A 25,217-nucleotide genomic window follows, 5' to 3' on the forward strand; every position below is an offset into this window, starting at 1 on the left:
CTGAGCACTCTAGAGCCACTCCGAACTGGCCACCGACCGGCTCGTCAAGCAGGCATTTTGCAACTGTGAGATAAATCACAATGGAACCGGTGTCAATACGGGCACGAATCGTTTGGCGGATGCGTTCGACGCTGGTACAAAGCAACGCTGCATAGAGCTTCATGGAGGGGACAGGTATGGCCACTGACTACGACGCCCCAAGGCGCACAGAAACCGATGACGTTTCCGAGGATTCCCTTGAGGAACTCAAGGCACGGCGCAACGAAGCTCAGTCGGCTGTCGTCGACGTGGACGAATCCGAATCCGCCGAGTCGTTCGAGCTGCCGGGTGCCGATCTCTCCGGCGAGGAGCTGTCGGTTCGGGTGATTCCGAAGCAGGCCGACGAGTTCACCTGCTCGAGCTGCTTCCTGGTGCATCACCGCAGTCGTCTCGCGAGCGAGAAGAACGGCATGATGATCTGCACCGACTGCGCGGCCTGACCGCACCGACGCGTCTGCGCGCCTTGTTCAGGCGCGCAGCGCGGCGAGGACTCTGTCCGGATGCCTGGCGCTGATCAGCCAGTACGGGGTGGGATCGTCCGGATCGTCGAGGACCAGCAGAACCATGGCGCCGACCCATGCCTTGTGCACGACGTAGGCCGCCGGATCGAGCTGACGGCCCAGCGCCGCCGACTTCGCCGACCGCGGCACTTCCGCCGAGCGGGCGATCACCGAGACGGGCAGGTGGGCGTTCCCGACCCACAGTTCGGCCTCCCCGCCGTTGCCCACCACGCGCAACTCGGTCCTGCCCATGCCGAGCAGCACGATCGCCGCGACGGGCAGCAGCAGTGCGTACGGCAGCCAGTCCGGCAGGGTCGCAACGCCCTGGCTGATCTCGAGAGCGATCAGGGCCGCGACCCCGAGGCCGGGCAGCCACCACCACAACGGCACCCATAGCCGCTCGCGATAGCGGACCGTTTGGGCGGTGGCGCGCGTCTCGGACACGCGGCCCAGAGTAATCTCTGACGTCGTGTCCACCTCTCTGGCGGTAGTGCGGCTCGACCGCGACCTTCCGTTGCCCAGCAGGGCGCATGACGGCGACGCGGGAGTCGATCTGTTCAGCTCGCAGGACGTCGAACTGGCGCCCGGTGAGCGGGCGCTCGTGCCGACCGGCCTGGCGGTGGCGATCCCGCACGGGATGGTCGGCCTGATCCATCCGCGCTCGGGACTTGCTGCGCGCGTAGGGCTTTCGATCGTCAACAGTCCCGGCACGGTCGACGCGGGCTATCGCGGCGAGATCAAGATCTCTTTGATCAACCTCGACACCACGACACCGATCGTCATCCGCCGGGGAGACCGGATTGCGCAGCTTCTGGTGCAGCGCGTCGAACTTCCGGAACTCGTCGAGGTGACATCATTCGACGAGGCGGGGCTTGCCGACACGACTCGCGGGGACGGCGGCCACGGTTCCTCGGGTGGGCATGCCAGCCTGTAGGGGGAGACCAGAACGTGGCTACTGAGGAACGACTGGGTAGACACCGCAGCGAGGGGAACGAAGTGCCCGAGGAGGTGACGTCGGTGGATATCGACGACGAGGAGCTGGACGGCCCGTTCGACATCGACGACTTCGACGATCCGGCGGTTGCGACGCTGGCGCGACTGGATCTCGGTTCGGTGCTGATCCCGATGCCCGATGCGGGCCAGGTGCAGGTCGAGCTGAACGAGGCGGGCGCCCCCAGCGCCGTCTGGGTGGTGACGCCCCATGGCCGGTTCACCATCGCGGCCTACGCCGCGCCGAAATCGGCCGGCCTGTGGCGCGAGGTCGCCTCAGAGCTGGCGGACTCGCTGCGCAAGGACGCGCCGAAGGTCAGCATCGAGGACGGTCCGTGGGGCCGCGAGGTCGTCGGCTCCGCGGGTGAGGACGCCGCGGTGGTGCGGTTCATCGGTGTCGACGGCTATCGATGGATGGTCCGCTGCGTCGTCAACGGACCTTTCGCGAGCATGGCCGAACTCGCCGCGCAAGCTCGAAATGCCCTGGCGGACACGGTGGTACGGCGAGGCGACACCCCGATGCCGGTGCGGACGCCGCTTCCGGTGCAGCTGCCGGAGCCGATGGCCGCCCAGCTGGCCGCCGCGCAGCAGGCGGCTCAGCAGCAAGCTGCCCAGCAGCAGGGCGGGGCGCAGCAACAGGTGCCCGTGCCCCCGCAGCCGCCGGTGCCCGAGCAGCCTGCACCGCCGACGCAGCTGCAGGACGAACCTCCGGCGCCGAATGCGCGCCGCAGCACGCTGGGCTCGGCGATGCAGCAGTTGCGCACCATCACCGGCGGCTAGTCGAATCGACGAGCGTGGGTCCTGTGCACGGAAAAGGCCACAAAGCCGTACATAAGACCCACGGTCGGCACTCCGGCTAGTCGCGATTCTCGACCTCCGTCAGCGCCGCGAGGCACTGGGCGCCGAGGATTCCCGGGTCTGCACCGATGTCGTCGAGCGTGACGGTCCGCAGGGCGGCCCGTGGCGCTGCGGACACCCATTCGAAGCCGACTTCGAGCGGGTGCACTGCGTCGTCGGTGGCCGAAACCACCCCGAGAGGTGCGGACAGCGCCTCCAATTGGCCGCTCGTCGGCGCAGTGAAGGCTGCTGCCTCGTCCATCGCATCGGGGAGATCGGGCCACTGGCCGAGCCACGAGCGGGTCAACTCGTCGGCAAGCCACTTCGGGCTCGATGCCTGCATCTGCGCCGTCGTGGCCACCAGCCCGTCGCGGCGCAGGAGGTCCGCGGAGTGTCTGGCGGCCATGGCCGCCGGCGCGGCGTCGGGCGCACCTGTCCAGGCCGGCAACGCCGCCAGCACGGCGACCGCGCGGCCGGGGTGGGCCAACGCCCATTCGACGGCGACGGCGGCGCCGATCGACACTCCGCCGACGGCTATCGGGTGCGGTGCGGCGGCGCGCGCGGCGTTGTCGATGTCGTCGCGGTAGCCCGCCACCAACCGGTGCGGTTGCGGCGGCGGTGTCACCACTACCGCACCCACCTCGTGGAGCGCTGTGGAGAAAGCCCGGTAGACGAAGTCGGCGTCCGACCCTGTACCGGGCAGCAGGACGGTGGTGACACCGCGAAAATCGACCGTCATGTTTCGATCGTGCCTGGTCGGGGAAACCCCTGCCGCGGCGCCCCGCGCAACGCCGTCTCGCGGTTAGCACTTCGGAACCAAGAGGTCTACCGTGGCGTTGGTCTAAGTGAAGCCACAGAGGATTCGCAGAAGGTCAGGAGAGGCCATGGCTACGGCCGAGGGATATCTTCGACGGCTCACGCGCCGATTGACTGAAGATCCAGAGCAGCTGGATGTCGAGGAGCTGAGCGACGAAGCCGCCAGCACCGGCGCGCAGAAGGCCATCGACTGTCAGCGCGGGCAGGAAGTGACCATGATCGGCACCCTGCGCAGCGTCGAGTGCAACGGCAAGAGCTGCGCGGGCGGCGTGAAGGCCGAACTGTTCGACGGCACCGACACCGTGATGCTGGTGTGGCTGGGCCAGCGGCGCATCCCGGGCATCGAATCCGGGCGCACCCTGAAGGTGCACGGTCGCGTCGGCAAGCTCGACAACGGCACCAAGGCGATCTACAACCCCCACTACGAGATTCAGAAGTGAGCGACCCCGGTTCCGATCCGGGCAAGCAGAGCTCACCGGCGCGAGGCGCCGCCGTCCTGGAACAGATGGGCGGCATCAGCGGCCTGATCTATTCGTCGCTGCCCGTGCTCGTGTTCGTCCCCGTGTCTTCGGCTTTCGGCCTGATGCCGGCCATCGGCGCCGCCCTGGGCGTCGCCACGCTGATCCTGATCTGGCGCCTGATCCGCAAAGAGTCGGTGCAGCCGGCCATCTCCGGCTTCATGGGTGTCGGCATCAGCGCGCTGATCGCCTATCTGGTGGGCGCGTCGAAAGGCTACTTCCTGCTGGGCATCTGGACGTCGCTGATCTGGGCCGTGGTGTTCACGCTGTCCGTCGTGATCCGCAGGCCCGTGGTCGGCTACATCTGGGGCTGGGTCAACACCCACGATCGCCGCTGGCGCGAGGTGCGTTCGGCCGTCTTGGCTTTCGACGTCGCGACGATGGTGTGGGTGGCGGTGTTCGCATCGCGGTTCGTGGTCCAGCACCACCTCTACGACGCGGACCAGACGGGGTGGCTCGGCGTCGCCCGGATCGCGATGGGCTGGCCGCTGACGGCAGTGGCGGCCCTGGTGACCTACTTCGCGATCCGCAAGGCGCAGCGCGCCGTCCGTGAGGCGGGGTTCGGTGACGCCGAGACGGCTGACGAGCCCGACGACACCAACGATCCGGTGCGCAAACCGAACTGACGTCAGCGCTGCTGTGGATGCAGCAGCAGCTCGCGGAGTTCGTCTTCGGCGTCGGCCGCGGCGACGAACAGCAGCTCGTCGCCTCCCTCCAATGGTTCGTCCCGCTCGGGCACGATGACCCGCGGACCCCTCAGGATGGTCACCAGCGTCGCGTCGCGGGGCAGCTCGAGACGTTTGACGGGCTTGCCGCCCCACGGGGTGTCGTCGGGCAGCGTGATCTCGACCAGATTGGCCTGCCCTTTGCGGAATTCCATCAGGCGGACCAGATCGCCCACCGACACCGCCTCTTCCACGAGAGACGCGAGCATGCGCGGCGTCGACACCGCGACGTCGACACCCCAGGCCTCGTCGAAGAGCCATTCGTTGCGGGGGTCGTTGACGCGGGCCACCACGCGGGCGACGGCGAATTCGGTCTTGGACAGCAGGCTCAGGACGACGTTGGCCTTGTCGTCACCGGTCGCGGCGATGACTACGTCGAAGTCCTGCAGGTTCACCGATTCGAGCAGGCTGAGCTCGCACGCGTCGCCGAGGCGCCAGTGCGCGGCGGGGATGTCGTCGACGTCGATGTGATCGGGATTGCGTTCCAGCAGCGTGACGTCATGGGAGTCGACGAGCTCGCGGGCGATGGAACGGCCGACGGCTCCCGCTCCGGCAATGGCGACTTTCACTGAATTGCTCCTCGCGTCCGCACCATGAGGTCAGGCCTCCGGGTCTTCGCTCGGCGGCAATGCGGCGATCGCCAGGGCTTCGGCGATGTGTCCGGAGATCGCGGCCAGGTACACCTGGTCGCCGGCCTGGATGACGGTCTTGGCGTCGGGGAGCAGCCCGGCGCCGAAGCGGATCAGGAAGGCGACGCGGCCTGCCGTCGCGGTCTCGAGTTCGTTGAGGCGCCGACCCACCCAGTCTTCGTGCAGTGCCAGTTCGGTCACCCCCACGTTGCCTGTGGGATCGCGCCATTTCGTGGTCTCGGTCTCACGGGTCAGGACGTTGAGCAGCCGGTCGGTGGTCCAGGGCACGGTGGCCACCGTCGGAATGCCGAGCCGTTCGTAGACCGCCGCGCGCTTGGCGTCGTAGATGCGCGCGACGACACGCTGCACGCCGAACGTCTCGCGGGCAACGCGCGCGGAGATGATGTTCGAGTTGTCGCCGGACGACACCGCCGCGAACGCCGACGCACCTTCGATGCCCGCCCGGATCAGCACGTCGCGGTCGAACCCCATGCCGAGGACCCGCTCGCCGGGGAAATCGGGGGAGAGCCGATGGAATGCGGTGCCGTCGCGGTCGATCACGGCGACGTCGTGGCCGATCCTGGCCAAGCTGTCCGACAGGGATGCGCCGACACGGCCGCACCCCATCACCACTACACGCACCTGAGGGTCCTTTCCCGGCCGAGGCTGCTGCAAAACCCGCGCCATCGGAACGCTACCGCTTTCCGACGACTCGTGGCCTTCGGGCTTAGTGTTGGCACTCGTGTCCAAGCTTTCGACCGTCGCGCGGCGGTTGGTGCTGGGCCGGCCGTTCCGCAGCGACAAGCTGTCGCACACGCTGCTACCCAAGCGGATAGCGCTGCCGGTCTTCGCCTCCGATGCTCTCTCCTCGGTCGCCTACGCCCCGGAGGAGATCTTCCTGGTGCTGTCGGTGGCCGGGCTGGCCGCCTACTCGATGGCGCCGTGGATCGGCCTGGTGGTCGCCGGGGTCATGATCATCGTGATCGCGAGCTATCGGCAGAACGTGCATGCCTATCCGTCGGGTGGTGGTGACTACGAGGTCGTCACCACCAACCTCGGGCCTACCGCGGGTCTGACGGTCGCGAGCGCGCTGCTGGTCGACTACGTGCTGACCGTGGCGGTGTCGATGTCGTCGGCGATGTCGAACATCGGGTCCGCGATCCCGTTCGTCAACGACCACAAGGTGCTCTTCGCCGTGACGGCCATCATGCTGCTGGCGGCAATCAACATGCGCGGCATCCGTGAGTCGGGGACCGCGTTCGCCATTCCCACCTATGCCTTCATGTTCGGCATGCTCATCATGCTCGGCTGGGGCTTCTTCCAGATCTATGTTCTGGGAACGCCGTTGAAAGCCGAGTCGGCGGATTTCGAGATGCATTCCGAGCACGGCGACATTCTCGGTTTCGCGCTGGTGTTCCTCGTCGCGCGCGCGTTCTCGTCCGGCAGCGCGGCGCTGACCGGTGTCGAGGCGATCAGCAACGGGGTGCCGGCGTTCCGGAAACCCAAGTCCCGCAACGCCGCGACCACGCTGTTGTTGCTCGGCGCGATCTCGATCACGCTGTTCATGGGCATCATCATGCTGGCCAAGGCGACGGGGGTGCAGATCGCCGAACGCCCGCAGGAACAGTTGGTCGGTGCGCCGGAGAACTACCACCAGCGCACCCTGATCGCGCAGCTGGCCGACGCGGTGTTCCATGACTTCCCGGTCGGTCTCTACCTGATCGCGGGCGTGACTGCCTTGATCCTGGTGCTCGCCGCCAACACCGCGTTCAACGGCTTCCCGGTGCTGGGATCGATTCTGGCGCAGGACCGTTTCCTGCCGCGTCAGTTGCACACCCGCGGCGACCGGCTGGCATTCTCGAACGGCATCCTGTTCCTGGCGTTCGGCGCCGTCGCCTTCGTGGTGGCATTCCAGGCTGAGGTCACGTCACTGATCCAGCTCTACATCGTCGGTGTCTTCGTGTCGTTCACGCTGAGTCAGATCGGCATGGTGCGGCACTGGACCCGGCTGCTGCGCACCGAGACGGACGCGGCCGCGCGCGGCCGGATGATGCGGGCGCGGGTCATCAACACCATCGGATTCGTCTGTACCGGAACGGTGTTGATCATCGTCGTCGTCACCAAGTTCCTCGTCGGGGCGTGGATCGCGATCCTGGCGATGGGTGCGCTGTTCGTGATCATGAAGATGATCCACAAGCATTACGCGTCGGTGAGCCGCGAACTGGAGGCGCGGGCCGCCGAGACCGAGGACATCGTGCTGCCCAGTCGCAACCACGCCGTCGTGCTGGTGTCGAACGTCCACATGCCGACGCTGCGCGCGCTGGCCTACGCGCGGGCCACCCGGCCTGACGTACTGGAGGCGATCACCGTCAGCGTCGACGACGCCGAAACCCGTCAGCTGGTGCACAAGTGGGAGAACAGCGATATCAGCGTGCCGCTGAAGGTGATCGCCTCGCCGTACCGCGAGATCACCCGGCCGGTCCTCGACTACGTCAAACGGGTCGGCAAGGACTCGCCGCGCACCGTGGTCACGGTGTTCATTCCCGAGTACGTCGTGGGCCACTGGTGGGAACAGGTGCTGCACAACCAGAGTGCGTTGCGGTTGAAGGGACGTCTGCTGTTCGAGCCGAACGTGATGGTGACGTCGGTGCCGTGGCAGCTGTCGTCGTCCGAGCGACTGAAGAAGGAGGCGCCACAGTCGGCGCCCGGTGATGCGCGTAAAGGAATCCTGGATTGAGTGCCGACGAGCTGACACTGACCACCGTGGCCGCCGCCAACGGCGGCAGTTGCGTTGCGCGGCACGACGGCCGGGTGGTGTTCGTCCGTTACGCCTTGCCTGGCGAAACGGTCCGCGCCCGCCTGGTCGGGGAGCGCGGCTCCTATTGGAACGCCGAGGCCGTCGAGGTTCTTGAGCCGTCGCCCGACCGGATCGACTCGCTGTGCCCGATCGCCGGCGTGGACGGCTCTGGTTGTTGTGACCTGGCCTTCGCCGAGCCTGCCGCGGTGCGCCGTATCAAGGGTGCGGTGGTCGCCAATCAGCTTGCGCGCCTTGGCGGTTACCAGTGGCAGGACGAATCGGAGGCGTCGGCGGAGCCGGTCGGTGCCGCGGGCGCGACGGGCTGGCGGACCAGGGTGCGCCTCGACACGTCCGAGGGGTGCGCAGGGTTCCACCGCTATCACAGCGGCGATCTCGTGCACCGGCTGGACTGCGCGCAGTTGCCCGAGGGAATGCTGGACGGGGTGGCCGAGACGCGATGGCCACAGGGCACAGCGGTGCACGTCGTGATCGACGACGACGGGAACCGGCACATCGTGGTGGCTGGGCGCGGGCAGAAAACCACCGTGGCCGAGGGTGATTACGAGGCCGTGCAGCGCGTCGCGGGACGCACCTGGCGTGTGCCGGCGACGGCGTTCTGGCAGGCGCACCGGGATGCGCCCGCTCTCTACAGCGCGCTCGTCATGGAGTGGGCTCGGTTGGAGCCGGGGATGTCGGCGTGGGATCTGTACGGCGGCGCAGGGGTTTTCGCCGCGGCGCTGGCCGATGCCGTCGGTACCGCCGGCAGTGTGCTGACCGTCGACACGTCGCGGGGAGCATCACGATCGGCGCGAGCAGCGCTGGCCGACCTCGGAAACGTCTCGGTGGTGACCGATTCGGTGCGTCGCGCCCTTGCGGGTCAGCGGAACCGCGCCGACGTCGCGGTGCTCGACCCGCCCCGCACGGGCGCCGGCCGTGAGGTGATCGATCTGCTGGCGGCCGCGGAGGTGCCACGGGTCATCCACATCGGCTGTGAGGCAGCGTCTTTCGCACGTGATGTGGGCTTGTACCGCAAACACGGATATGAGGTGGAGCAGCTGCGGGTGTACGACTCCTTCCCGCTGACGCACCACGTGGAATGTGTGGCCGTGCTGCAGCGGCCGCCCGGTGGCGATTAAGATGTTCGGCAGGTGTGCCGGGAAGTCTGGTCGGCGTTATTCGTCGACGACTATGTGAGGCAGGCTCGTGACACCAGATCCCCGTGCACGTCGTATCCGCAACGCCCTCTTCTCCCGTGGCTCCTGGTCGGAGACCAGCAGGGTCAGCGAGATCCTGCGCAAGGAGACCGTCGGCGGCGTCATTCTGCTGATCGCTGCCGCGGCGGCATTGATCTGGGCCAACTCACCGTGGTCGGACAGTTATTTCGGGCTGCGGGATGCGGTGGTGGGCGGTCAGTGGTTCGGCCTGCACCTCGACCTGAGCATCGGGGAGTGGGCGGCCGACGGTCTGCTGGCGATCTTCTTCCTCGTGGTCGGTCTCGAGCTCAAACGCGAGTTCGTGGCGGGCGATCTGCGCGACCCGGCCCGCGCCGCGCTGCCCATCGCCGCCGCGGTGGGCGGCATGGTGGTGCCCGCCCTGATCTTCGTCCTGGTCAACCTCAACACCGGCGACGGTGCGTTGCGCGGCTGGGCGATTCCCACAGCCACCGACATTGCGTTTGCGGTGGCCGTGCTCGCGGTGATCTCCACCCATCTGCCGTCGGCGCTGCGCACCTTCCTGTTGACGCTGGCGGTGGTCGACGATCTGCTCGCGATCACGATCATCGCGGTGTTCTACACCGAGGACATCAAGATCGTGGCGCTCGGCTTGGCCGTCATTCCGCTGGCGCTGTTCGCTCTGTGTGTGCAGCGCGGCGTGCAGGCGTGGTGGGTGTTGGCGCCGCTGGCGATCGCCACCTGGGTGCTGATGCACGAGTCCGGCGTGCACGCCACCGTCGCGGGTGTGCTCCTGGGCTTCATGGTTCCGGTGCGGCGTTCGGCGACGCGCGGCGGTCAGGAACTCGACGCGGGGATGGCGGAGCATTTCGAGCACCGCCTGCGGCCGATTTCGGCGGGCCTGGCGATCCCCGTCTTCGCGTTCTTTGCCGCCGGGGTGAGCATCGGCGGCGCCGACGGTCTGGTGCGGGCACTGGGTGACCCGATCACCCTCGGCATCATCGGTGGCCTGGTCCTGGGCAAGCCGATCGGGATCTTCGGGACGACCAGGGTGCTGTCGGCCGTGACGCGCGCCGATCTGGACTCGTCGTTGCGTTGGGTCGATGTGATCGGGGTGTCCATGCTGGCCGGCATCGGGTTCACGGTCTCGCTGCTGATCGGTGATCTCGCTTACGGGTTGGGGTCAGAACGTGACGAATTCGTAAAGATCGGCGTGTTGGCCGGATCGCTGTTGGCAGCCGTTCTGGCGTCAGTGGTTCTACTCACCAGAAACGCCACCTACCGGCGCATTCATCGCGCTGAGACGGTCGACGACGACCGTGACGGGATCCCCGACATCTACCAGACTCGACAGGACTGACGTCGCGGCCCGTGCGTAGACTGGCCTAATGCTTGAACAGATCCGCGGTCCCGCTGATCTGCAGCACCTGTCCCGGGCCCAGCTCGACGAGCTGGCGCGGGAGATCCGCGACTTTCTGATCCACAAGGTCGCAGCCACAGGTGGCCATCTGGGACCCAACCTCGGTGTCGTGGAGTTGACGCTGGCGCTGCATCGCGTCTTCGACTCGCCGCACGATCCGATCCTGTTCGACACGGGTCATCAGGCCTATGTGCACAAGATGCTCACAGGCCGTTGCCAGGATTTCGGCTCGCTGCGGAAGAAAGACGGGCTGTCCGGGTATCCGTCGCGCTCGGAGAGCGAGCACGACTGGGTGGAGTCCAGCCATGCGAGTTCGGCGCTGTCGTACGCCGACGGTTTGGCGAAGGCGTTCGAGCTCAGCGGGCACCGCAACCGCCACGTCGTCGCGGTCGTTGGTGACGGCGCCCTGACCGGCGGCATGTGCTGGGAGGCGCTGAACAACATCGCGGCGTCGCGGCGCCCCGTCGTCATCATCGTCAACGACAACGGCCGCAGCTACGCTCCGACGATCGGCGGCTTCGCCGAGCATCTGGCGGGGCTGCGGCTGCAGCCCGGCTACGAGCGCGTCCTCGAAGAGGGTCGCAAGGCCGTCCGCGGCGTGCCGCTTGTCGGCGAGTTCTGCTACCAGTGCATGCACAGCATCAAGGCGGGCATAAAGGATGCGTTGTCGCCCCAGGTGATGTTCACCGATCTCGGCCTCAAGTACGTCGGCCCGATCGACGGTCACGATGAAGCCGCTGTGGAGAGCGCGTTGCGGCATGCCCGCGCGTTCAACGCGCCCGTGGTCGTCCACGTCGTCACCCGCAAGGGGCAGGGTTACGCTCCCGCCGAGAACGACGTCGACGATCAGATGCACGCGTGCGGTGTCATCGATCCCGAAACCGGACTGGCCACTTCGGTTCCCGGGCCTGGCTGGACGTCGGCGTTTTCCGAGCAACTGATCCGGCTCGCCGCCAAGCGTCGCGATGTCGTGGCGATCACCGCGGCGATGCCCGGTCCTACGGGGCTCAGCGCGTTCCGCGAGCGCTTCCCGGACCGCTTCTTCGACGTCGGTATCGCCGAACAGCATGCGATGACATCGGCCGCTGGGTTGGCCATGGGCGGGATGCATCCTGTGGTGGCCATCTACTCGACGTTCCTCAATCGCGCGTTCGACCAGATGCTGATGGACGTTGCGCTGCACAAGCTTCCGGTCACGTTGGTTCTCGACCGCTCGGGCATCACCGGCCCGGACGGCGCGAGCCACAACGGCATGTGGGATCTGTCGATCCTGGGCATCGTGCCGGGGATGAAGGTCGCGGCGCCGCGCGACGGCGCCCGGTTGCGTGAGGAACTCACCGAGGCCCTCGACATCAAGGACGGGCCCTCCGCCATTCGGTTCCCGAAAGGTGATGTCGGGGAAGATATCCCGGCCATCGAGCGCCGTGACGGCATCGACGTCCTGGCGGTGCCTGCCGACGGGTTGTCCGACGACGTGCTCATCGTGGCGGTCGGTGCGTTCGCCGCGATGGCGATCGCGATCGCGGAGCGGCTGCGCAATCAGGGGATCGGTGTGACGGTCGTGGATCCGCGATGGGTGCTGCCGGTTCCCAAGCAGATCGGCGCGCTGGCGGCCGGCCACAAGCTGGTCGTGACGCTGGAAGACAACGGCGGGCACGGCGGTATCGGTTCGGCGGTGTCCGCCGCGTTGCGGCATGCGGAGATCGACGTGCCGTGCCGGGATGCCGCGTTGCCCCAGGAGTTCTTCGCACATGCTTCCCGCGGTGAGGTGCTGTCCTCGGTGGGGTTGACCGAACGCAACATCGCGCGGCAGATCACGGGTTGGGTGGCCGCACTGGGTACGTCGGCGGGCGAACGCGAAGTCAGCCAGCACGTCGACTGACCTGTGAGAACTCTTGGTGCCGTTCGTTTTCTGGCGGTTCTTCTCTCGGCGGTTGTCGTCGTCCTCGCGGGGTGTTCCTCCACCGCGCCCAGCCCGCCCGCTGCTGCGGTGGCAGGCGGGCCGGCATGGTCGGGCATGGATGCCCGCTCCTACGCAGGCCCGGTTCCGGCGCCCGGCGCATTGATCGAGACCGTGCCACTCGATGCGGCCCTGTCGGTCGCGGGTGCGGGCAGCGCGTACCGCATCCTCTACTCCACCATCGACCAGCACGGCCGTCCCGCCGTCAGCACCGCGGTCGTGTTCACCCCCAAAACGCCCGCCCCGCAGGGTGGTTGGCCCGTCATCGCCTGGGCGCACGGGACCGTCGGGCTCGGTGACGACTGCACGCCGTCGGCGCAGACGCGCAGTGGGCGCGACGGCGATTACCTGTCGCACTGGCTCGATCAGGGCTATGCGGTGGTCGGCACCGACTATGCCGGGCTGGGCACGCCGGGATTGATGAGCTACCTCAACAGCGTCACCACCGCGCGCGGCGTGGTCGATTCCGTTGTGGCGGCACACCATATGGATCTCGACCTGTCGCCGAAGTGGGCCGTCGTCGGCCAGTCCCAGGGCGGGGGAGCGGCAATGGCCACCGCGCGCTGGGCCACCGAGTTCAGCGCGGGCACAGGGCTCGACTACCGCGGCGTCGTGGCCACCGGGACCCCGGCCGGTGTGGAGTCCGTCGTCAAAGAGGCGGGGCCGGATATGACGGTGCCGGGCATCGGTCCGATGGCCAGCGTCTACACCGCCTATATCGTTGCGGCGCTACGGGATGCGCGCCCGGACCTCGACCTGGACCAGGTACTGAGCGACGACGGGCGTGCCGCGGCACAGGAGGCGGAGACGTTGTGTGCGGCCGAACTGGCCGGCGCACTGTCGGGGTCGGCCCCGGCAAGTTTGTTCACCGCGCCGGTCACGTCGATTCCCGGTGCCGCGGAGGCCATCGACGAGTTCATGGGCATCCCGTCGTCGGGCTACGACCGGCCGATCTTTCTCGGTGTGGGCCTGCAGGACCGCGATGTGCCCCCGAGCCTGTCGCAGCGCTTCGCCGACCAGCTGACCGCCAATGGGCAGGACGTGACGCTGAAGGTGTACCCGGACGCCGACCACAGCGGCACGGTGCTGGATTCGATACCGGATTCCACGCCGTTCCTGGCCCAGCTCTTCTACTGATCCGCGGTGGCGAGCGCCCTCGCCAGTGCGGGCACCGCCAGTTCACGCTGCCACTGCCGGGCGGTCGAATCCCGAAGGAACGATTCGACGGCGGCCGCCGTGCCGGCGGCATCGCCGGCGGGCTGCCAGTCCCAGCACAGCCGGCGCACGATCTCGGGGGCCAGCAGGTTCTCGACGGGGACCGAAACCTGTTGTGCGAGTTCGGTCAGCTCGGCGCGCGCAGCCTCCAGCCGCACCGCGGCCTCGGGTTTGCGTCGGGCCCAGCGTGACGCCGGCGGAGGGCCGTTGGACGGCTCCTGCGCGTCGGGCGGCTCGCTGGTGCGGGCGCGTGTCAGCGCGTCCAGCCAGACTTGCGCGCTGCGCCGCTGCTTCGATCCTCCGAATATCGGTAGCTCGCTGAGCTTTTCGATCGTGTCGGGGTTGGCGGTCGCGGCGCTGACGATCGCACTGTCGGGCAGGATGCGGCCCGGCGCGATGTCGCGACGCCGCGCGATCTGATCTCGGGTGGTCCACAGTTCCCGCACGGCCGCCAGCGCCTTGGGGTCGCGGACTTTGTGGATTCCCGAGGTGCGTCGCCAGCGGTCGCGCCGGGTGGGGGCACCCTCGAACATCCGCAGGTGCTCGAATTCCTGTCTGGCCCATTCGGTTTTGCCCTGCTCGGCGAGCACCGACGCGATCGCGTCACGCAGATCGATGAGCACCTCGACATCGAGTGCGGCGTAGTTGAGCCATTCGTCGGGCAGCGGCCGTTTCGACCAGTCCGCCGCGCCGTGGCCCTTCGTCAGCTGCAGTCCCAGGAGCCGTTGCACCATCGCCGCGAGGTTCACCCGCTCGTAGTTGGCCAGCCGGCCCGCCAGCTCGGTGTCGTACAGCGCCGTCGGGCGCATGCCGATCTCGGCAAGGCAGGGGAGGTCCTGGTCGGCGGCGTGCAGCACCCATTCGTCGGTGCCCAGCACCTCGGCGACCGGGGCGAGGACCTCGATGGAGTCGCCGCCGTGGCTGACCGGGTCGATGAGGACGGTGCCCGCGCCCGCGCGCCGGATCTGCACCAGGTAGGCCCGGTTCGAGTAGCGGAACCCGGAGGCGCGCTCGGCATCCACGGCGAACGGGCCGGTTCCGGAAGCCAAAAGGTCTGCAGCCCTGGATATTTCGCTTCTGCTGGACGACACGGCGGGCACCCCGTCGCGGGGTGCGAGAAGCGGGTGAGCCTCGGGTTCGGTGGCGTCCTGGTCGTCGGATTCCAGCGACGAGCCAGCGATCTCAGGTTCTGGCATCGGGATCAGGCGCGGGTGCGGGAGTTCAGGTCGGTCACGCCGTCGGGCGGCAGCCCGGCAGCGTGCTCGAGCACCTCGCAGAAGGCTTCCACGTGGGGGCCGAGCTCGAGGTTGGTCGCCGTCCACGAGGCGCGCAGCTCGAGCTGATGGGCGCGAGGCGGTCCAGAGATGTCGCCGTAGCGGACCGATGTGGTGGCCGTGACGGTGCCGCCGAGCGCGGTGACGTGTTCAGCGCGCTGCTCGAGGGCGTCGACGAGCCAACTCCAGGCCACTTCGGGCAGCAGGGGGTCGACGGCTTCGGTGGAGTCGAGATCGGCCTGGATGTAGGCGACCAGCCGCATCGTGCCGTCCCACGCTTCGGCGCCTTCGGGGTCGTGCAGCAGGATGAGCCGGCCGAACGCGTCGCCTTCGGAACGCTCCGGGATGACCGGCGTCTCGGCATGCTTGACCTCGGCGCCGAGCGCGTAGCTGTAGGGAGCCAGGCGTTGCGGCGGCCGGATCGGGCCGAGCTCGATCTCCGGTCGGACGGTGGTGGCATTCATCGCCGCCACCGCTTCGCGGAACTGAGCCGGTTCGGCGGTGGTCACGGCGTCTGACGCTAGTCCATTTGGCCAGGTCTGTGCTCATGGCGCGCCGATTCGCCCGGATCGGGGCATGGCAGCATGGTGGGCGATGAACACGCGTCGCGAGCTGCCCGAATCCCCCTACCTGGCTGCCGTCGCCGGTCGTAAACCGGCACGGGTCCCCGTCTGGATGATGCGGCAGGCGGGGCGATCGCTTCCCGAGTACCGCGAGTTGCGGGCCAAGAACACGATGATGCAGGCGTGCTTCGACGCCGATCTGATCACCGAGATCACGCTGCAGCCGGTGCGCAGGCACGGGGTCGACGCGGCGATCCTGTTCTCCGACATCGTGGTGCCACTTCGGGCCGCGGGCATCGATCTGGACATCGTTCCCGACGTCGGGCCCGTCATCGCCCATCCGATCCGCACGGCTGCCGACGTCGCCTCGGTCAAACCGTTGGAGCGTGAGCAGGTCGCCCCGGTGGCCGCGGCGATCGGGCAGCTGACAGCCGCTCTCGGTGACGTGCCGCTGATCGGGTTCGCCGGCGCGCCGTTCACGCTTGCCTCCTATCTCGTCGAAGGCGGCCCCAGCCGCAACCATGAGCACGCCAAGGCGCTGATGCTCGGCGAGACGCAGACTTGGCATGCGCTGATGTCGGCGCTGGCCGATGTGACGATCGCGTTCCTGAGCGCGCAGGTGGAGGCGGGCGTCGACGCGATTCAGGTGTTCGACTCGTGGGCCGGCACGCTGTCGCTGGCTGACTACCGCACCTATGTGTTGCCGCACAGCGCGCGGGTGTTCGAGGCGCTCGCAGGTTTCGGCGTGCCGATGACGCACTTCGGTGTCGGCACGGCTGAGCTCCTCGGGGCGATGTCGGAGGCCGTGACGGGGCGCGGGGTGCCTGCCGTCGTCGGGGTGGACTGGCGCACGTCGCTGACCGACGCCGCGGGACGGGTGCGGCCGGGCAGCGCGCTGCAGGGCAATCTCGATCCGGTGGTGCTGCTGGCGGGCTGGCCGGTGGTCGACCGGTCGGTGCGCGCGGTGGTCGAGGACGGTCGGCAGGCGGTCGATGCCGGTGCCACCGGCCACGTCTTCAACCTCGGGCACGGGGTACTTCCCGCCACCGACCCGGGCATCATCACCGACGCGGTGGCGTTGGTGCACGAGCTGTGAGCGGCCGGTACTGCGTTGTCGGCGGCGGCATTTCGGGGCTGGCCGCCGCGTATCGGCTACGGGTCGCCGCGGGACCCGACGCGTCGATCACGCTGCTGGACCCCGCGGACCGGCTCGGCGGTGTCCTACGTACCGAACGCATCGGCGGGCAGCCGCTGGACGTGGGCGCCGAGGCGTTCGTCGCACGCAGGCCGGAGGTGCCCGCGCTGCTGGGTGAGCTCGGATTGGCGGGCAAGCAGATCACGACGACCGGTGCGCGGCCGCTGATCTACAGCGAGGGCCGGCTGTTCCCGCTTCCCAAGGACACCGTCAACGGCATTCCGTCGCGGCCCTCGGAACTCGCCGGTCTGGTGGACGACGCGACGGTCCGGTGGATGCTGGACGAGCCCCGCCGTCCGTTTTCGTGGCGCCCCGGCGCCGACCCGTCCGTCGCCGAGCTGGTGGGTGATCGGTTCGGCGAGCAGGTCGTGGTCCGCTCGGTCGATCCGCTTCTGGCGGGCGTATACGCCGGGTCGGCGGCGACGATCGGTCTGCGCGCGGCGGTGCCCACGATCGCGGCGGCGCTCGACGGCGGAGCGCGCAGCCTGACCGAGGCCGTCGCCGCCGCCGTACCGCCGCCGCGCGCGGGTTCGGTGTTCGGTGCGATCGAGGGCGGCTATCAGGTGCTCATCGACGAGTTGGTGCGACAGTCCGGGCTGCAGTGGGCGCAGGTCGCCGTCCGTGCCGTCGCGCAGTCCGCGCAAGGCTGGGAGTTGCTCGACGACGAAGGGGGTCGCTGGGCAGCCGATGGTGTGGTGTTGGCGGTCCCCGCCCCGCGACTGCCCGCACTCATCGACGGCCTTGCGCCGAGCAGCGCCGCCGCGGCGCGCAGGATCCCGGTCGCGTCGGCGGCGGTGGTGGCGTTGGCGCTGCCGGGCGGGACCCCGCTGCCGGAACAGTCCGGTGTGCTGGTCGCCGGCCGGGGACGGTTGCGTGCCAAGGCGGTGACGTTGTCGTCGCGGAAGTGGGGACGGCGGGGGAGCACCGAAATGGTGCGGCTGTCGTATGGGCGCTTCGGGGACGACCTCGCGCGGAGCACGGGCGACGAGGAACTGCTGACCTGGGCGGGCCAGGATCTCGACAATTTGTTCGGTATCTCGGTGGAGCCGGAGGGCAGCAGGGTGGTGCGCTGGATCGACGCGATGCCGCAGTACGGACCCGGTCACGCGGACCTGGTTGCCGAACTGCGCGCGGGGCTTCCCCGGGGGCTCGCCGCGGCCGGCGCGTATCTGGACGGCATCGGTGTCCCCGCGTGCGTGGCCTCTGCGACCAGGGCGGTGGCGGCTCTCACCGCCCGGTGAGGTGGAAGGATGGGCGCATGGCCAAGCTCGATTTCGATGAACTGAACTCCACGATCCGCTACCTGATGTTTTCGGTGTTCGCCGTGAAGCAGGGTGTGCTGGCATCCGAGGAGGATGCGCGCGCGTCGGTCATCGACGAGACCGCGACCTTCCTCAAGCATCAGGAGGACAAGGGTGTCGTCGTGCGCGGCCTGTACGACATCGCCGGGATGCGCGCGGATGCCGACTTCATGATCTGGACCCACGCCGAGAACGTCGAGGCGTTGCAGGCCACCTATTCGGACTTCCGCCGGACCACCGCGCTGGGGAGGGCGTCGACTCCGGTGTGGAGCAATGTGGCCTTGCACCGTCCCGCCGAATTCAACAAGAGCCATATCCCGGCCTTCCTGGCAGGCGAAGAGCCGGGCGCTTATATCTGCGTGTATCCGTTCGTCCGATCGCTGGAGTGGTATCTGCTGCCCGACGAGGAGCGCCGCCGCATGCTGGCCGATCACGGAATGGCTGCTCGCGGGTACAAGGACGTTCGCGCCAACACGGTTCCGGCATTCGCGCTCGGTGACTACGAGTGGCTGCTGGCGTTCGAGGCGCCGGAGCTTCACCGCATCGTCGATTTGATGCGTGACCTGCGCGCCACGGACGCGCGGCGCCATGTCCGGGAGGAAACACCGTTCTTCACCGGACCCCGTGTCTCCGTCGAGCAGCTCGTCGCCGCGCTGCCATAAGAGTTTGCTGGACGGGCTGTTCGGTGACAGGTGCTGACGCCGTCGCTAATATCCGTAATCTTTCCACGCGAAAATTTCTTGGCATTGAGCACCTGTAAGGACGCAATGCGAAGGGATCAGCAAATTTTGTCGATGCGGATTGTCGCGGTTTCTTTCGCGAAATGGCATTGCTAGACTCGTCCGCATGCCGAACCTACGGGGGGTGACGGCGAGCGCAGCGATCGTTGGCGGCGGGTATGCGACTTGGCTGTTGAGCGGTTGGGGCGGCGACACTGTCATCCGGATCGTCGACAACGCGGGTCTCGTCGTTTTCGCCGCGTTCGCTTCAGTCTGCGCATTCGTGGCGTCGTCGAGGACGCGCGGTAAGGCACGTGCCGCCTGGCTGAGCCTGGCCGTCGGCGCCGGCGCATGGGCGGCAGGCGAGGCCGTGTGGAGTTACTACGACCTCGTGACCGATCGGCAGCCGTTCCCGTCGTGGGCTGACGCCGGTTACGTCATGTTCCTCGCAGGTGCCGGGCTGTGTCTTTGTCTTCTGGCGCTGGGCCATCCGGTCGGCGTCCAGGTTCGGCTGGCCCTCGACGGGCTCATCGTCGCAGCGGCGATCTTCGGCGCGGCATGGGTGACACTGCTCAGGCCGGTCTATGCAGCGTGGTCTTCCTCGGTGCCGACCCTGGCCCTGGCGCTCTGCTACCCGGTGGTCGACATCGCCTTGGTCACGATGGCGGCGCTCCTGCTGAGCCGGGCGACGGCGCGGTTGCGGCCCGTTCTGGCGTTGCTGACCGCGGGCCTGGTTCTGGTGATGTTGTCGGACATCGCGTTTGCGTATCTGACGGCGGCCGGCAGCTTCGGCGACACCCATTGGATCGCCATCGGGTGGGCGTGGGGTTTCCTGTGCCTGGGGGTGGCGGCGCTGGTGGCGCCGAGGACCGGGTACACCGACGATCGCAAGCTCACCCAATCCACCTCCCGCGTCGTGGTCTGGCTGCCCTATGTGCCGGTCGTGGTGTCGGCAGCGATCTGCACTCCGGCGCTGATCGTCGGGCTCGGCCCGCTCTACGTCGCCGCGGCCGTGACCGTGTTCGCCGTGATGATCCGGCAGTTCCTCGTGCTCGCCGACAACCGCCGCCTGATCGGGAAGGTCGCCGATCAGGCCGTCCGCGACCCGCTGACCGGACTGGCGAACCGCGCGCTGTTCCAGGATCGCCTCGCGGAGGCGGTGCGGTTGCATCAGCGGCACTCGCTGGCGGTGGGCGTGCTGATGATGGACCTGGACCGCTTCAAGGCCGTCAACGAGAACTTCGGCTACCCCGCCGGGGACACGGTGCTGGTCCGGGTCGCCGAACGCCTCGCCAGCACGGTCCGCAGCACCGACACCGTCGCCCGGTTCGGCAGCGACGAGTTCGCGGTGCTGTTGGAGGGTGACGCCGACACCGCCCGCGCGCTCGCACGCAGAGTTGCGAAGGCGTTCGAGCGCCCGTTCGTCATCGCCGACGAGGACCTTGTTGTGCAGCCGAGCGTCGGGCTCGCCGTCGTTCCCGCCGAAGGGTCGGACATCAGCGCCGACGAACTGCTCAACCAGGCCGACATCGCGATGCAGACGGCGAAGCAGTCCCCGTCCTACGACGTGGTCGTCTTCCAGCCCCACATGGAGCTCGGCGAGAACACCTCCGACACGCTGCGCGGTGACCCCGCAGGTCTTCACGGCGAGACGGACGAAAACGGGTCCGAGCGCCTGCTGGACGAGTTGCGTTATGCGATCGAGCATTTCGAGCTGAGTGTGGTGTATCAGCCGAAGTTCGATCTGCGCACATACGACGTCGTCGGGTTGGAGGCCCTCGTCCGTTGGCCGCATCCGCGTCGGGGGATGCTGACGCCGAATCAGTTCCTGCCGCTGGTGCGTCAGCACGGTCTGATGCGCTCGGTGACCTCGCTGGTGCTCGAGCTCGCGCTCGACGATGTGGCGCGGTGGCACCGCAAGGGGGTAGGGGTGCCGGTCGCCATCAACGTCTTCGCACCGGCGATCAGCGATCCCGAACTGCCGACACAGATCATGGAGGCGCTGGACCGGCGTGCCCTGCCGCCGGAGATGCTGACCGTAGAGATCACCGAGGATCTGCTGCTGGACAACATGGGCAAGACGCGGATGGTGTTCAACAAGCTGCGGGACAAGGGAATTCGCGTCGCGATCGACGACTTCGGCAGCGGCTATTCGGCCCTGTGGTATCTGCGGGAGTTCCCGATCGACGAGGTGAAGCTCGACCGGGAGTTCATCGCGCCGATCCTCTCTCACCCGGCGTCCGCGGCGATCGTGCGCGCCGTCATCGACCTGGCGCACGCTCTCGGGGTGACACCTGTGGCCGAAGGTGTCGAGAACACCGAAACGGCGAGTCAACTACTGGAGTACGGCTGCGACGTCGCGCAGGGTTTCCTCTATAGTCCGCCGCTACCCGCGCCGGCCATCGAGAAGCTTCTGGAGACGCACAAGCGGAGCATGTTCGCGCCGCGCAGCGGCTATGCCTCGGACGGCACCAGCCGCAGCGATATCGAGTTGATGCAGTAGCGCTGGTCGGTCGGGGTGGGGTAGCCCTCGCCCTCGAACACGTGGCCCAGGTGGCTGTGGCAGTTCGCGCACACGACCTCGACGCGGCGCATACCCATCGAATCGTCGGTCCGCAGGATCACCGCGTCTGAGTCGGCTGGGTCGAAGAAAGACGGCCAGCCGCAATGGGATTCGAACTTCTCGGTGCTGCGGAACAGTTCGGCCCCGCAGGCGCGGCACTGGTAGACGCCTTCGGTCTTGGTGTCGGTGTACTCGCCGGTGAAGGGCCGCTCGGTACCGGCTTGGCGCAGCACCGCGAACTCCTGCGGGCTGAGCCGTTCACGCCACTGATCGTCGCTGAGCACCAGCTTGGGAGCTGTCATGGTGTCAGGCTACTCGGCCTGCCTCGCGGTGGGCGTGAGCTCCTTCATCCACGGCGGATCGATGCCCTCGTCGAGGCGGCCGTCCTGCTTCGCGTCGAGGTAACGGAACAGGAGTACGGAGAAGATCACGATGATCAGCAGCGACCAGCCGTAGGTGATCCTCAGGTACTCCAGGGCCCGGCCGGTCGAAGGGATCTGCCACAGCAGCCATTTGTCCATCGTCAGGAACCCGTAGGCGGCCAGCCAAGCCACCCAGCTGCGGATCACCGAGTTGGGCAGCACGACCGTCATCAGGAACGGGAACAGCACGATCGAGTAGTAACCCTGTCCCAGCGACAGCGCCAGCCAGGATGTCGTGAGCACGACTCCGGAGGACGTCAGCATCCAGAAGAACGGGTCGCGGGTGCGGTAGTACCGGTACAGCAGCCACAGCGCGATCACCCCGAGGACCACGAAGGCGAAGCGCAGGAACAGGATCAGCCACATCGGCAGCCCGTAGTACAGGCCGTTGCCGAGCACCGAGCTGTTGAAGTAGTCGCGGGTGGAGAAGATGTAGGGCACCGTGCGGGTGACGAAGTTCATCGGGTCGCTGATCAGCGGCCAGGCGGCGGCGTTGAATGCGACCGGCACCAGGAACGCCGTCACCAGGCAGCGCCACTGCCGGTTCAGCAGCGGCAGCAGCAGCAGCGGGGCCAGCAGCGGTTTGACCACGAGTGTCAGCCCGATGCTGACGCCCGCCCACCATTCGTGGTTGCGGTTTCCGTCCAGCAGCCAGCGCAGGAACAACACTTCGAGCAGCAGGATGACGCCGTTGATGTTGCCGAAAACCAGTGTGTTGGTGACGCTCTCGGTGCTGAACATCGCCAGCAGCAGGGCGGGTGCGGCGACGGAGGAGAGCGTGTAGTTGAACAGCCGCAGCAGAAAATAGCCGGCGAGGATGATGGCCAGCGAGTTGAAGAAGATGAACCAGTTCCGCGACGCGACCTCGGGGAGGTAGCCGAACGGAGCGATGATCAGCGTGCCGCCCGGCGGATACAGGTAGTGCGGGTCGACGTAGTTGAAGTGCTCGTTGTAGATGTCCCAGCCGAACTTGAAGTTGATGACGGCGCGGTAGACGGGCGCGAAGTCGTCGGTGATGTAGCGGTTGAAGACGAGCACATAGCTGCGGTGAATGACCGCCATGATGGCCAGCGGCCACAGCACCGAGCGCAGCACTTGAGCTGCGGTGGGAGGTGACGTGCGAGGCCGGAAGGCGGTCAGTACAAGATCGCGCACGCCCCGCACCGTACCTCAGGGGTCCAGAAATACTGTCAGGCCGGGCAGTACGTGTCGGTGGACGGCAGCTCGCCGGAGGCCAGGTAATCGATGACCGGGGGCAGCGCGCAGGACGAGTAGATGACCGCGCCGTGCCCGATGCCCTGCCACATCACTCGCCGGTTCGACGAGCCCGCGTTGATGGCGGTGGCGGCGACGGCGGCCACGCCTTCGTTGCCGACGATCGGGTCGTTGGCGACACCGAGCAGCAGCGTCGGGATCTTCAGTTCGGCGGGCTCTTTCGGGGCGGTGCCGCTGGGCCAGTTGAGGCACTTGACCATGTCGAGGGCGCCGACGGTGCCGAACTGCGGGTACATCTTGCCCCAGGCGACGACGAGTTCGCGGACCCTGTCGGGGGTGGGCCGGTTCAGGGCGTCGCTGCAGGTGTTGACGAATTGGCCGTCGGTTTGGCGCAGCGTCTCGGCCTGGTTGATGAGGTTGTTGAGCCGGTTGGTGCTGCCGGTGCGGGCGTCGGCGATGGCCAGGGCCAGCTCGTTGCCGGAGTCGACGCGTCCGCCGCGGGGGAATCCCAGCGCGGTGGAGATGGCGTCGGCGATGGCCGAGACGGATGCGCCGCCCGGTCCGCGGCCGTCGCGGGCGGCGGCGAACAGGGCGTCGACGGCGCCCTTCGGGTCGGTGCCGAGGGGGCAGTTGGTGGCCAGGCACTGGGTGGCCCACGCGTCGAGGGCGGCCTGCTCGCCTTTGACGCGCTGCTCGGTGGCGGCTTCGGCGGAGACTGCCAGCGGCAGCGGCGAATCGAGCACCAGGCGCGCCACCTTGTTGGGGTGCGATCCGGCGTAGGCGAGCGCGATCTGGGCGCCGTTTCCGACGCCGAGGATGGCCAGCGCGGGGACGTCCCAGGTGGTGCGCAGCCGTTCGATGTCTTCGGCGGCGTGGGCGTTGTCGTAGGCCGAGTCGCCGGGGGCGATGGTGTCGGTGCAGCTGGTGGTGGCTGTCATGGTGACCGCGCCGAGGTTGGCGACGGGGTCGTCGCCGGACTGGAACTGTGCTTGTTCGAACATTTCCTGCCGGTCGAACAGGTCGCGGCAGTCCAGCGCGCCTGACATGCCGATGCCGCGGCGGTCCACCGACACGATCGGGTTGGTCTTGAGCACGTCGGCGCCGGCGCGGGACAGCCACACGGGCAGCTGCACCGATGACGGCAGGTCCGATCCGGTGGTCATGACGAGCGGACCGGCGTCGGCGGGGGTCTGGACGGACGTCGCGCGGACCACGCCGATGCTGACGGTGCCGGTGGCGCCGTTGATGGGGTCGAGGTCGGCGTCGTAGCTGGCGCAGTCGAGCTTGACGCCGGGCAGCGCCTGGACCGAGGCCGAGGCGAACACCCGTGATGTGCAGTCGCGCCACGAGAGGTCGTTCTTCGGGGCTTCGATGGCGGGCGGGCCGGGGGGCTGGTCGGAGGACTGCGGGGCGCCCTGGGGGCCGGCCCCGGAGTCGGTGGCGTAGCGCGGGTTGGCGGCCAATCCGGGTGAGCAAGCCGCCAGTACCAGCGACAGCACGACAGCCAGGACCACTCGACGCATGGGCACCACAGTACTGATGGGCTTCACGGGGTCGTGGCGCCGCGCGCCGCACGGTCGCGGATGTAGCGCAGGTAGAGATAGCCCTGGTCGTCGGTGAGGGCGTGGCGCAGTTGCAGGCCGTGGTGGACTTCGCCGGACCCGGTGACGATGCGGCCGGGTTCTCCGCCGAGCAGGACGGGCGCCACGGTCATGCAGAGCTCGTCGAGCACATCGGCCGCGGTGAACATGCCGAGGATTCCGGGTCCGCCTTCGGTGAGGACGCGCAGAAGGCCGCGTTCGGCGAGGAGGTCGAGCGCCACGTGGAGGTCCACGGAGTCGGATTGCGATCCGGATGCGGCGAGCACCTCGGCCAGCGAGCCCAGGCGGTGCCGGGTGTCGTCGGCCGCGTCGGCGGACGTCAGGATCAGCGGGGCAACCTCGGTGCGGTGGAAGAGTTTGGCGTCGTTGTCGATGTGGCCGGAGCGGGTGAGGACGGCGATCGGCGGGACCTCGGCCTGGCCGCGGCGCTGTCGGGCCATGCGCTCGGCGGCGCCGAATTGGACGCCGGAGTAATTCTCGACCCGCGCGGTGGAGGCCCCGACGACGACCACGTCGGCGAGCTCGCGCAGGGCGTCGAAGACCGCGCGGTCGCCCTCTGCCCCGAGTTCGCCGGATTTTCCGCTGCTCGTCGCGCCGCCGTCGACGGAGGCGATCATGTTGCCGCGGACCCAGCAAGTCTGCAGGCCTTCGGGGTAGTCGTAGTGCTCTGCGAGGGCCTGCGCCCCGACCTGGCCGGTTCGACCCAAGAGTGTGAACTGCGTCCCGTCACCGTCTCCGGACATACG

General features: G+C 68.1%; 24 protein-coding genes. 14 read left to right on the top strand and 10 right to left on the bottom strand.

What is annotated here, in order from left to right; all coding sequences use genetic code 11:
* Window positions 1-176 precede the first annotated feature (176 nt).
* A complete protein-coding gene (locus tag P9A17_RS10880) occupies window positions 177-479 on the top strand; it encodes a DUF4193 domain-containing protein (protein WP_011894786.1) in 303 nt (100 codons plus the stop codon).
* Window positions 480-506: 27 nt separating this feature from the next.
* Here the strand turns inward: P9A17_RS10880 and P9A17_RS10885 are convergent, their stop codons facing one another.
* Entirely contained in the window at window positions 507-983 is a 477-nt protein-coding gene (locus P9A17_RS10885; protein WP_278038538.1) for a DUF3093 domain-containing protein, read from the bottom strand.
* A gap of 25 nt (window positions 984-1,008) precedes the next feature.
* On the opposite strand from P9A17_RS10885, the gene dut reads away from it, so the two are divergent.
* Entirely contained in the window at window positions 1,009-1,473 is a 465-nt protein-coding gene (gene dut / locus P9A17_RS10890; RefSeq protein WP_278038539.1) for a dUTP diphosphatase, read from the top strand.
* A 62-nt stretch (window positions 1,474-1,535) separates the two neighbouring features.
* Window positions 1,536-2,309 carry a DUF3710 domain-containing protein gene (locus P9A17_RS10895; RefSeq protein WP_278038695.1) on the top strand — a complete coding sequence of 258 codons (774 nt, stop codon included), beginning with the start codon at window positions 1,536-1,538 and terminating at the stop codon, window positions 2,307-2,309.
* Between the two features lie 76 nt (window positions 2,310-2,385).
* Here the strand turns inward: P9A17_RS10895 and P9A17_RS10900 are convergent, their stop codons facing one another.
* Window positions 2,386-3,105 (bottom strand): alpha/beta hydrolase, encoded by a 720-nt coding sequence (locus P9A17_RS10900; protein ID WP_278038540.1) that lies wholly within the window; start codon window positions 3,103-3,105, stop codon window positions 2,386-2,388.
* A 145-nt stretch (window positions 3,106-3,250) separates the two neighbouring features.
* Here P9A17_RS10900 and P9A17_RS10905 point away from each other — a divergent pair, with 145 nt between their 5' ends.
* A complete protein-coding gene (locus P9A17_RS10905; protein ID WP_278038541.1) occupies window positions 3,251-3,622 on the top strand; it encodes an OB-fold nucleic acid binding domain-containing protein in 372 nt (123 codons plus the stop codon).
* Complete coding sequence (locus P9A17_RS10910) at window positions 3,619-4,326, top strand: DUF3159 domain-containing protein (protein WP_278038542.1); 708 nt, start codon at window positions 3,619-3,621, stop codon at window positions 4,324-4,326. The genes P9A17_RS10905 and P9A17_RS10910 overlap by 4 nt, the downstream gene beginning before the upstream one ends.
* A gap of 2 nt (window positions 4,327-4,328) precedes the next feature.
* On the opposite strand, the gene P9A17_RS10915 is transcribed toward P9A17_RS10910, so the two are convergent.
* Window positions 4,329-4,994 carry a TrkA family potassium uptake protein gene (locus P9A17_RS10915; RefSeq protein ID WP_278038543.1) on the bottom strand — a complete coding sequence of 222 codons (666 nt, stop codon included), beginning with the start codon at window positions 4,992-4,994 and terminating at the stop codon, window positions 4,329-4,331.
* Between the two features lie 30 nt (window positions 4,995-5,024).
* Window positions 5,025-5,696: a TrkA family potassium uptake protein gene (locus tag P9A17_RS10920; RefSeq protein WP_278038544.1), complete on the bottom strand. Its 672-nt coding sequence runs from the start codon at window positions 5,694-5,696 to the stop codon at window positions 5,025-5,027.
* Window positions 5,697-5,796: 100 nt separating this feature from the next.
* On the opposite strand from P9A17_RS10920, the gene P9A17_RS10925 reads away from it, so the two are divergent.
* The 5 genes from P9A17_RS10925 (at window position 5,797) to P9A17_RS10945 (ending at window position 13,540) form a co-directional block, all read left to right on the top strand.
* Complete coding sequence (locus tag P9A17_RS10925; protein ID WP_278038545.1) at window positions 5,797-7,791, top strand: APC family permease; 1,995 nt, start codon at window positions 5,797-5,799, stop codon at window positions 7,789-7,791.
* Complete coding sequence (locus P9A17_RS10930) at window positions 7,788-8,987, top strand: TRAM domain-containing protein (protein WP_278038546.1); 1,200 nt, start codon at window positions 7,788-7,790, stop codon at window positions 8,985-8,987. Before P9A17_RS10925 ends, P9A17_RS10930 begins: the two co-directional genes overlap by 4 nt.
* A gap of 67 nt (window positions 8,988-9,054) precedes the next feature.
* On the top strand, window positions 9,055-10,383 hold the full coding sequence (nhaA, locus tag P9A17_RS10935; protein ID WP_278038548.1) for a Na+/H+ antiporter NhaA: 1,329 nt from the start codon (window positions 9,055-9,057) through the stop codon (window positions 10,381-10,383).
* 28 nt (window positions 10,384-10,411) lie between these two features.
* A complete protein-coding gene (gene dxs / locus P9A17_RS10940) occupies window positions 10,412-12,325 on the top strand; it encodes a 1-deoxy-D-xylulose-5-phosphate synthase (protein WP_278038549.1) in 1,914 nt (637 codons plus the stop codon).
* Window positions 12,326-12,460: 135 nt separating this feature from the next.
* Entirely contained in the window at window positions 12,461-13,540 is a 1,080-nt protein-coding gene (locus tag P9A17_RS10945; protein ID WP_278038696.1) for a prolyl oligopeptidase family serine peptidase, read from the top strand.
* On the opposite strand, the gene P9A17_RS10950 is transcribed toward P9A17_RS10945, so the two are convergent.
* Both P9A17_RS10950 and P9A17_RS10955 read right to left on the bottom strand, forming a co-directional pair.
* Window positions 13,534-14,814, bottom strand: a complete 1,281-nt coding sequence (locus P9A17_RS10950; protein WP_278038550.1) for a ribonuclease D — start codon at window positions 14,812-14,814, stop codon at window positions 13,534-13,536. The two genes, P9A17_RS10945 and P9A17_RS10950, sit on opposite strands and share 7 nt — an antisense overlap.
* A 5-nt stretch (window positions 14,815-14,819) precedes the next feature.
* The gene (locus P9A17_RS10955; RefSeq protein ID WP_278038551.1) at window positions 14,820-15,401 is read right to left on the bottom strand and encodes a DUF3000 domain-containing protein; all 582 of its coding nucleotides are present in this window, start codon (window positions 15,399-15,401) and stop codon (window positions 14,820-14,822) included.
* Window positions 15,402-15,486: 85 nt separating this feature from the next.
* Here P9A17_RS10955 and hemE point away from each other — a divergent pair, with 85 nt between their 5' ends.
* The 4 genes from hemE (at window position 15,487) to P9A17_RS10975 (ending at window position 21,173) form a co-directional block, all read left to right on the top strand.
* Window positions 15,487-16,551: a uroporphyrinogen decarboxylase gene (gene hemE / locus P9A17_RS10960; protein WP_278038552.1), complete on the top strand. Its 1,065-nt coding sequence runs from the start codon at window positions 15,487-15,489 to the stop codon at window positions 16,549-16,551.
* Complete coding sequence (locus P9A17_RS10965; protein ID WP_278038553.1) at window positions 16,548-17,891, top strand: protoporphyrinogen oxidase; 1,344 nt, start codon at window positions 16,548-16,550, stop codon at window positions 17,889-17,891. Before hemE ends, P9A17_RS10965 begins: the two co-directional genes overlap by 4 nt.
* Before the next feature lie 17 nt (window positions 17,892-17,908).
* On the top strand, window positions 17,909-18,613 hold the full coding sequence (gene hemQ, locus P9A17_RS10970) for a hydrogen peroxide-dependent heme synthase (RefSeq protein ID WP_278038554.1): 705 nt from the start codon (window positions 17,909-17,911) through the stop codon (window positions 18,611-18,613).
* Between the two features lie 184 nt (window positions 18,614-18,797).
* Window positions 18,798-21,173 carry a bifunctional diguanylate cyclase/phosphodiesterase gene (locus tag P9A17_RS10975; protein WP_278038555.1) on the top strand — a complete coding sequence of 792 codons (2,376 nt, stop codon included), beginning with the start codon at window positions 18,798-18,800 and terminating at the stop codon, window positions 21,171-21,173.
* Here P9A17_RS10975 and msrB read toward each other — a convergent pair.
* The 4 genes from msrB to P9A17_RS10995 are packed head-to-tail and all read right to left on the bottom strand — an operon-like array spanning window position 21,125 to window position 25,214.
* Window positions 21,125-21,535, bottom strand: a complete 411-nt coding sequence (gene msrB / locus P9A17_RS10980; RefSeq protein ID WP_278038556.1) for a peptide-methionine (R)-S-oxide reductase MsrB — start codon at window positions 21,533-21,535, stop codon at window positions 21,125-21,127. The genes P9A17_RS10975 and msrB overlap by 49 nt on opposite strands.
* A 9-nt stretch (window positions 21,536-21,544) precedes the next feature.
* Entirely contained in the window at window positions 21,545-22,810 is a 1,266-nt protein-coding gene (gene aftC, locus P9A17_RS10985; protein WP_278038557.1) for an arabinofuranan 3-O-arabinosyltransferase, read from the bottom strand.
* A 35-nt stretch (window positions 22,811-22,845) separates the two neighbouring features.
* Window positions 22,846-24,393 carry an alpha/beta fold hydrolase gene (locus tag P9A17_RS10990; RefSeq protein WP_278038558.1) on the bottom strand — a complete coding sequence of 516 codons (1,548 nt, stop codon included), beginning with the start codon at window positions 24,391-24,393 and terminating at the stop codon, window positions 22,846-22,848.
* 23 nt (window positions 24,394-24,416) lie between these two features.
* Window positions 24,417-25,214, bottom strand: coding sequence for a pyrimidine reductase family protein (locus P9A17_RS10995; RefSeq protein WP_278038559.1), 798 nt, complete (start codon window positions 25,212-25,214; stop codon window positions 24,417-24,419).
* Between the last annotated feature and the right edge of the window lie 3 nt (window positions 25,215-25,217).

Source organism: Mycobacterium sp. 236(2023), from assembly GCF_029623955.1.
Lineage (GTDB): Bacteria > Actinomycetota > Actinomycetes > Mycobacteriales > Mycobacteriaceae > Mycobacterium.

Coding starts and splice junctions, on each gene's coding strand:
- P9A17_RS10880 (WP_011894786.1), top strand. CDS start 177: ATGGCCACTGACTACGACGCCCCAAGGCGCACAGAAACCGATGACGTT.
- P9A17_RS10900 (WP_278038540.1), bottom strand. CDS start 3,105: ATGACGGTCGATTTTCGCGGTGTCACCACCGTCCTGCTGCCCGGTACA.
- P9A17_RS10905 (WP_278038541.1), top strand. CDS start 3,251: ATGGCTACGGCCGAGGGATATCTTCGACGGCTCACGCGCCGATTGACT.
- dxs (WP_278038549.1), top strand. CDS start 10,412: ATGCTTGAACAGATCCGCGGTCCCGCTGATCTGCAGCACCTGTCCCGG.
- P9A17_RS10945 (WP_278038696.1), top strand. CDS start 12,461: ATGGATGCCCGCTCCTACGCAGGCCCGGTTCCGGCGCCCGGCGCATTG.
- P9A17_RS10950 (WP_278038550.1), bottom strand. CDS start 14,814: ATGCCAGAACCTGAGATCGCTGGCTCGTCGCTGGAATCCGACGACCAG.
- hemE (WP_278038552.1), top strand. CDS start 15,487: ATGAACACGCGTCGCGAGCTGCCCGAATCCCCCTACCTGGCTGCCGTC.
- hemQ (WP_278038554.1), top strand. CDS start 17,909: ATGGCCAAGCTCGATTTCGATGAACTGAACTCCACGATCCGCTACCTG.
- P9A17_RS10975 (WP_278038555.1), top strand. CDS start 18,798: ATGCCGAACCTACGGGGGGTGACGGCGAGCGCAGCGATCGTTGGCGGC.
- msrB (WP_278038556.1), bottom strand. CDS start 21,535: ATGACAGCTCCCAAGCTGGTGCTCAGCGACGATCAGTGGCGTGAACGG.
- P9A17_RS10990 (WP_278038558.1), bottom strand. CDS start 24,393: ATGCGTCGAGTGGTCCTGGCTGTCGTGCTGTCGCTGGTACTGGCGGCT.
- P9A17_RS10995 (WP_278038559.1), bottom strand. CDS start 25,214: ATGTCCGGAGACGGTGACGGGACGCAGTTCACACTCTTGGGTCGAACC.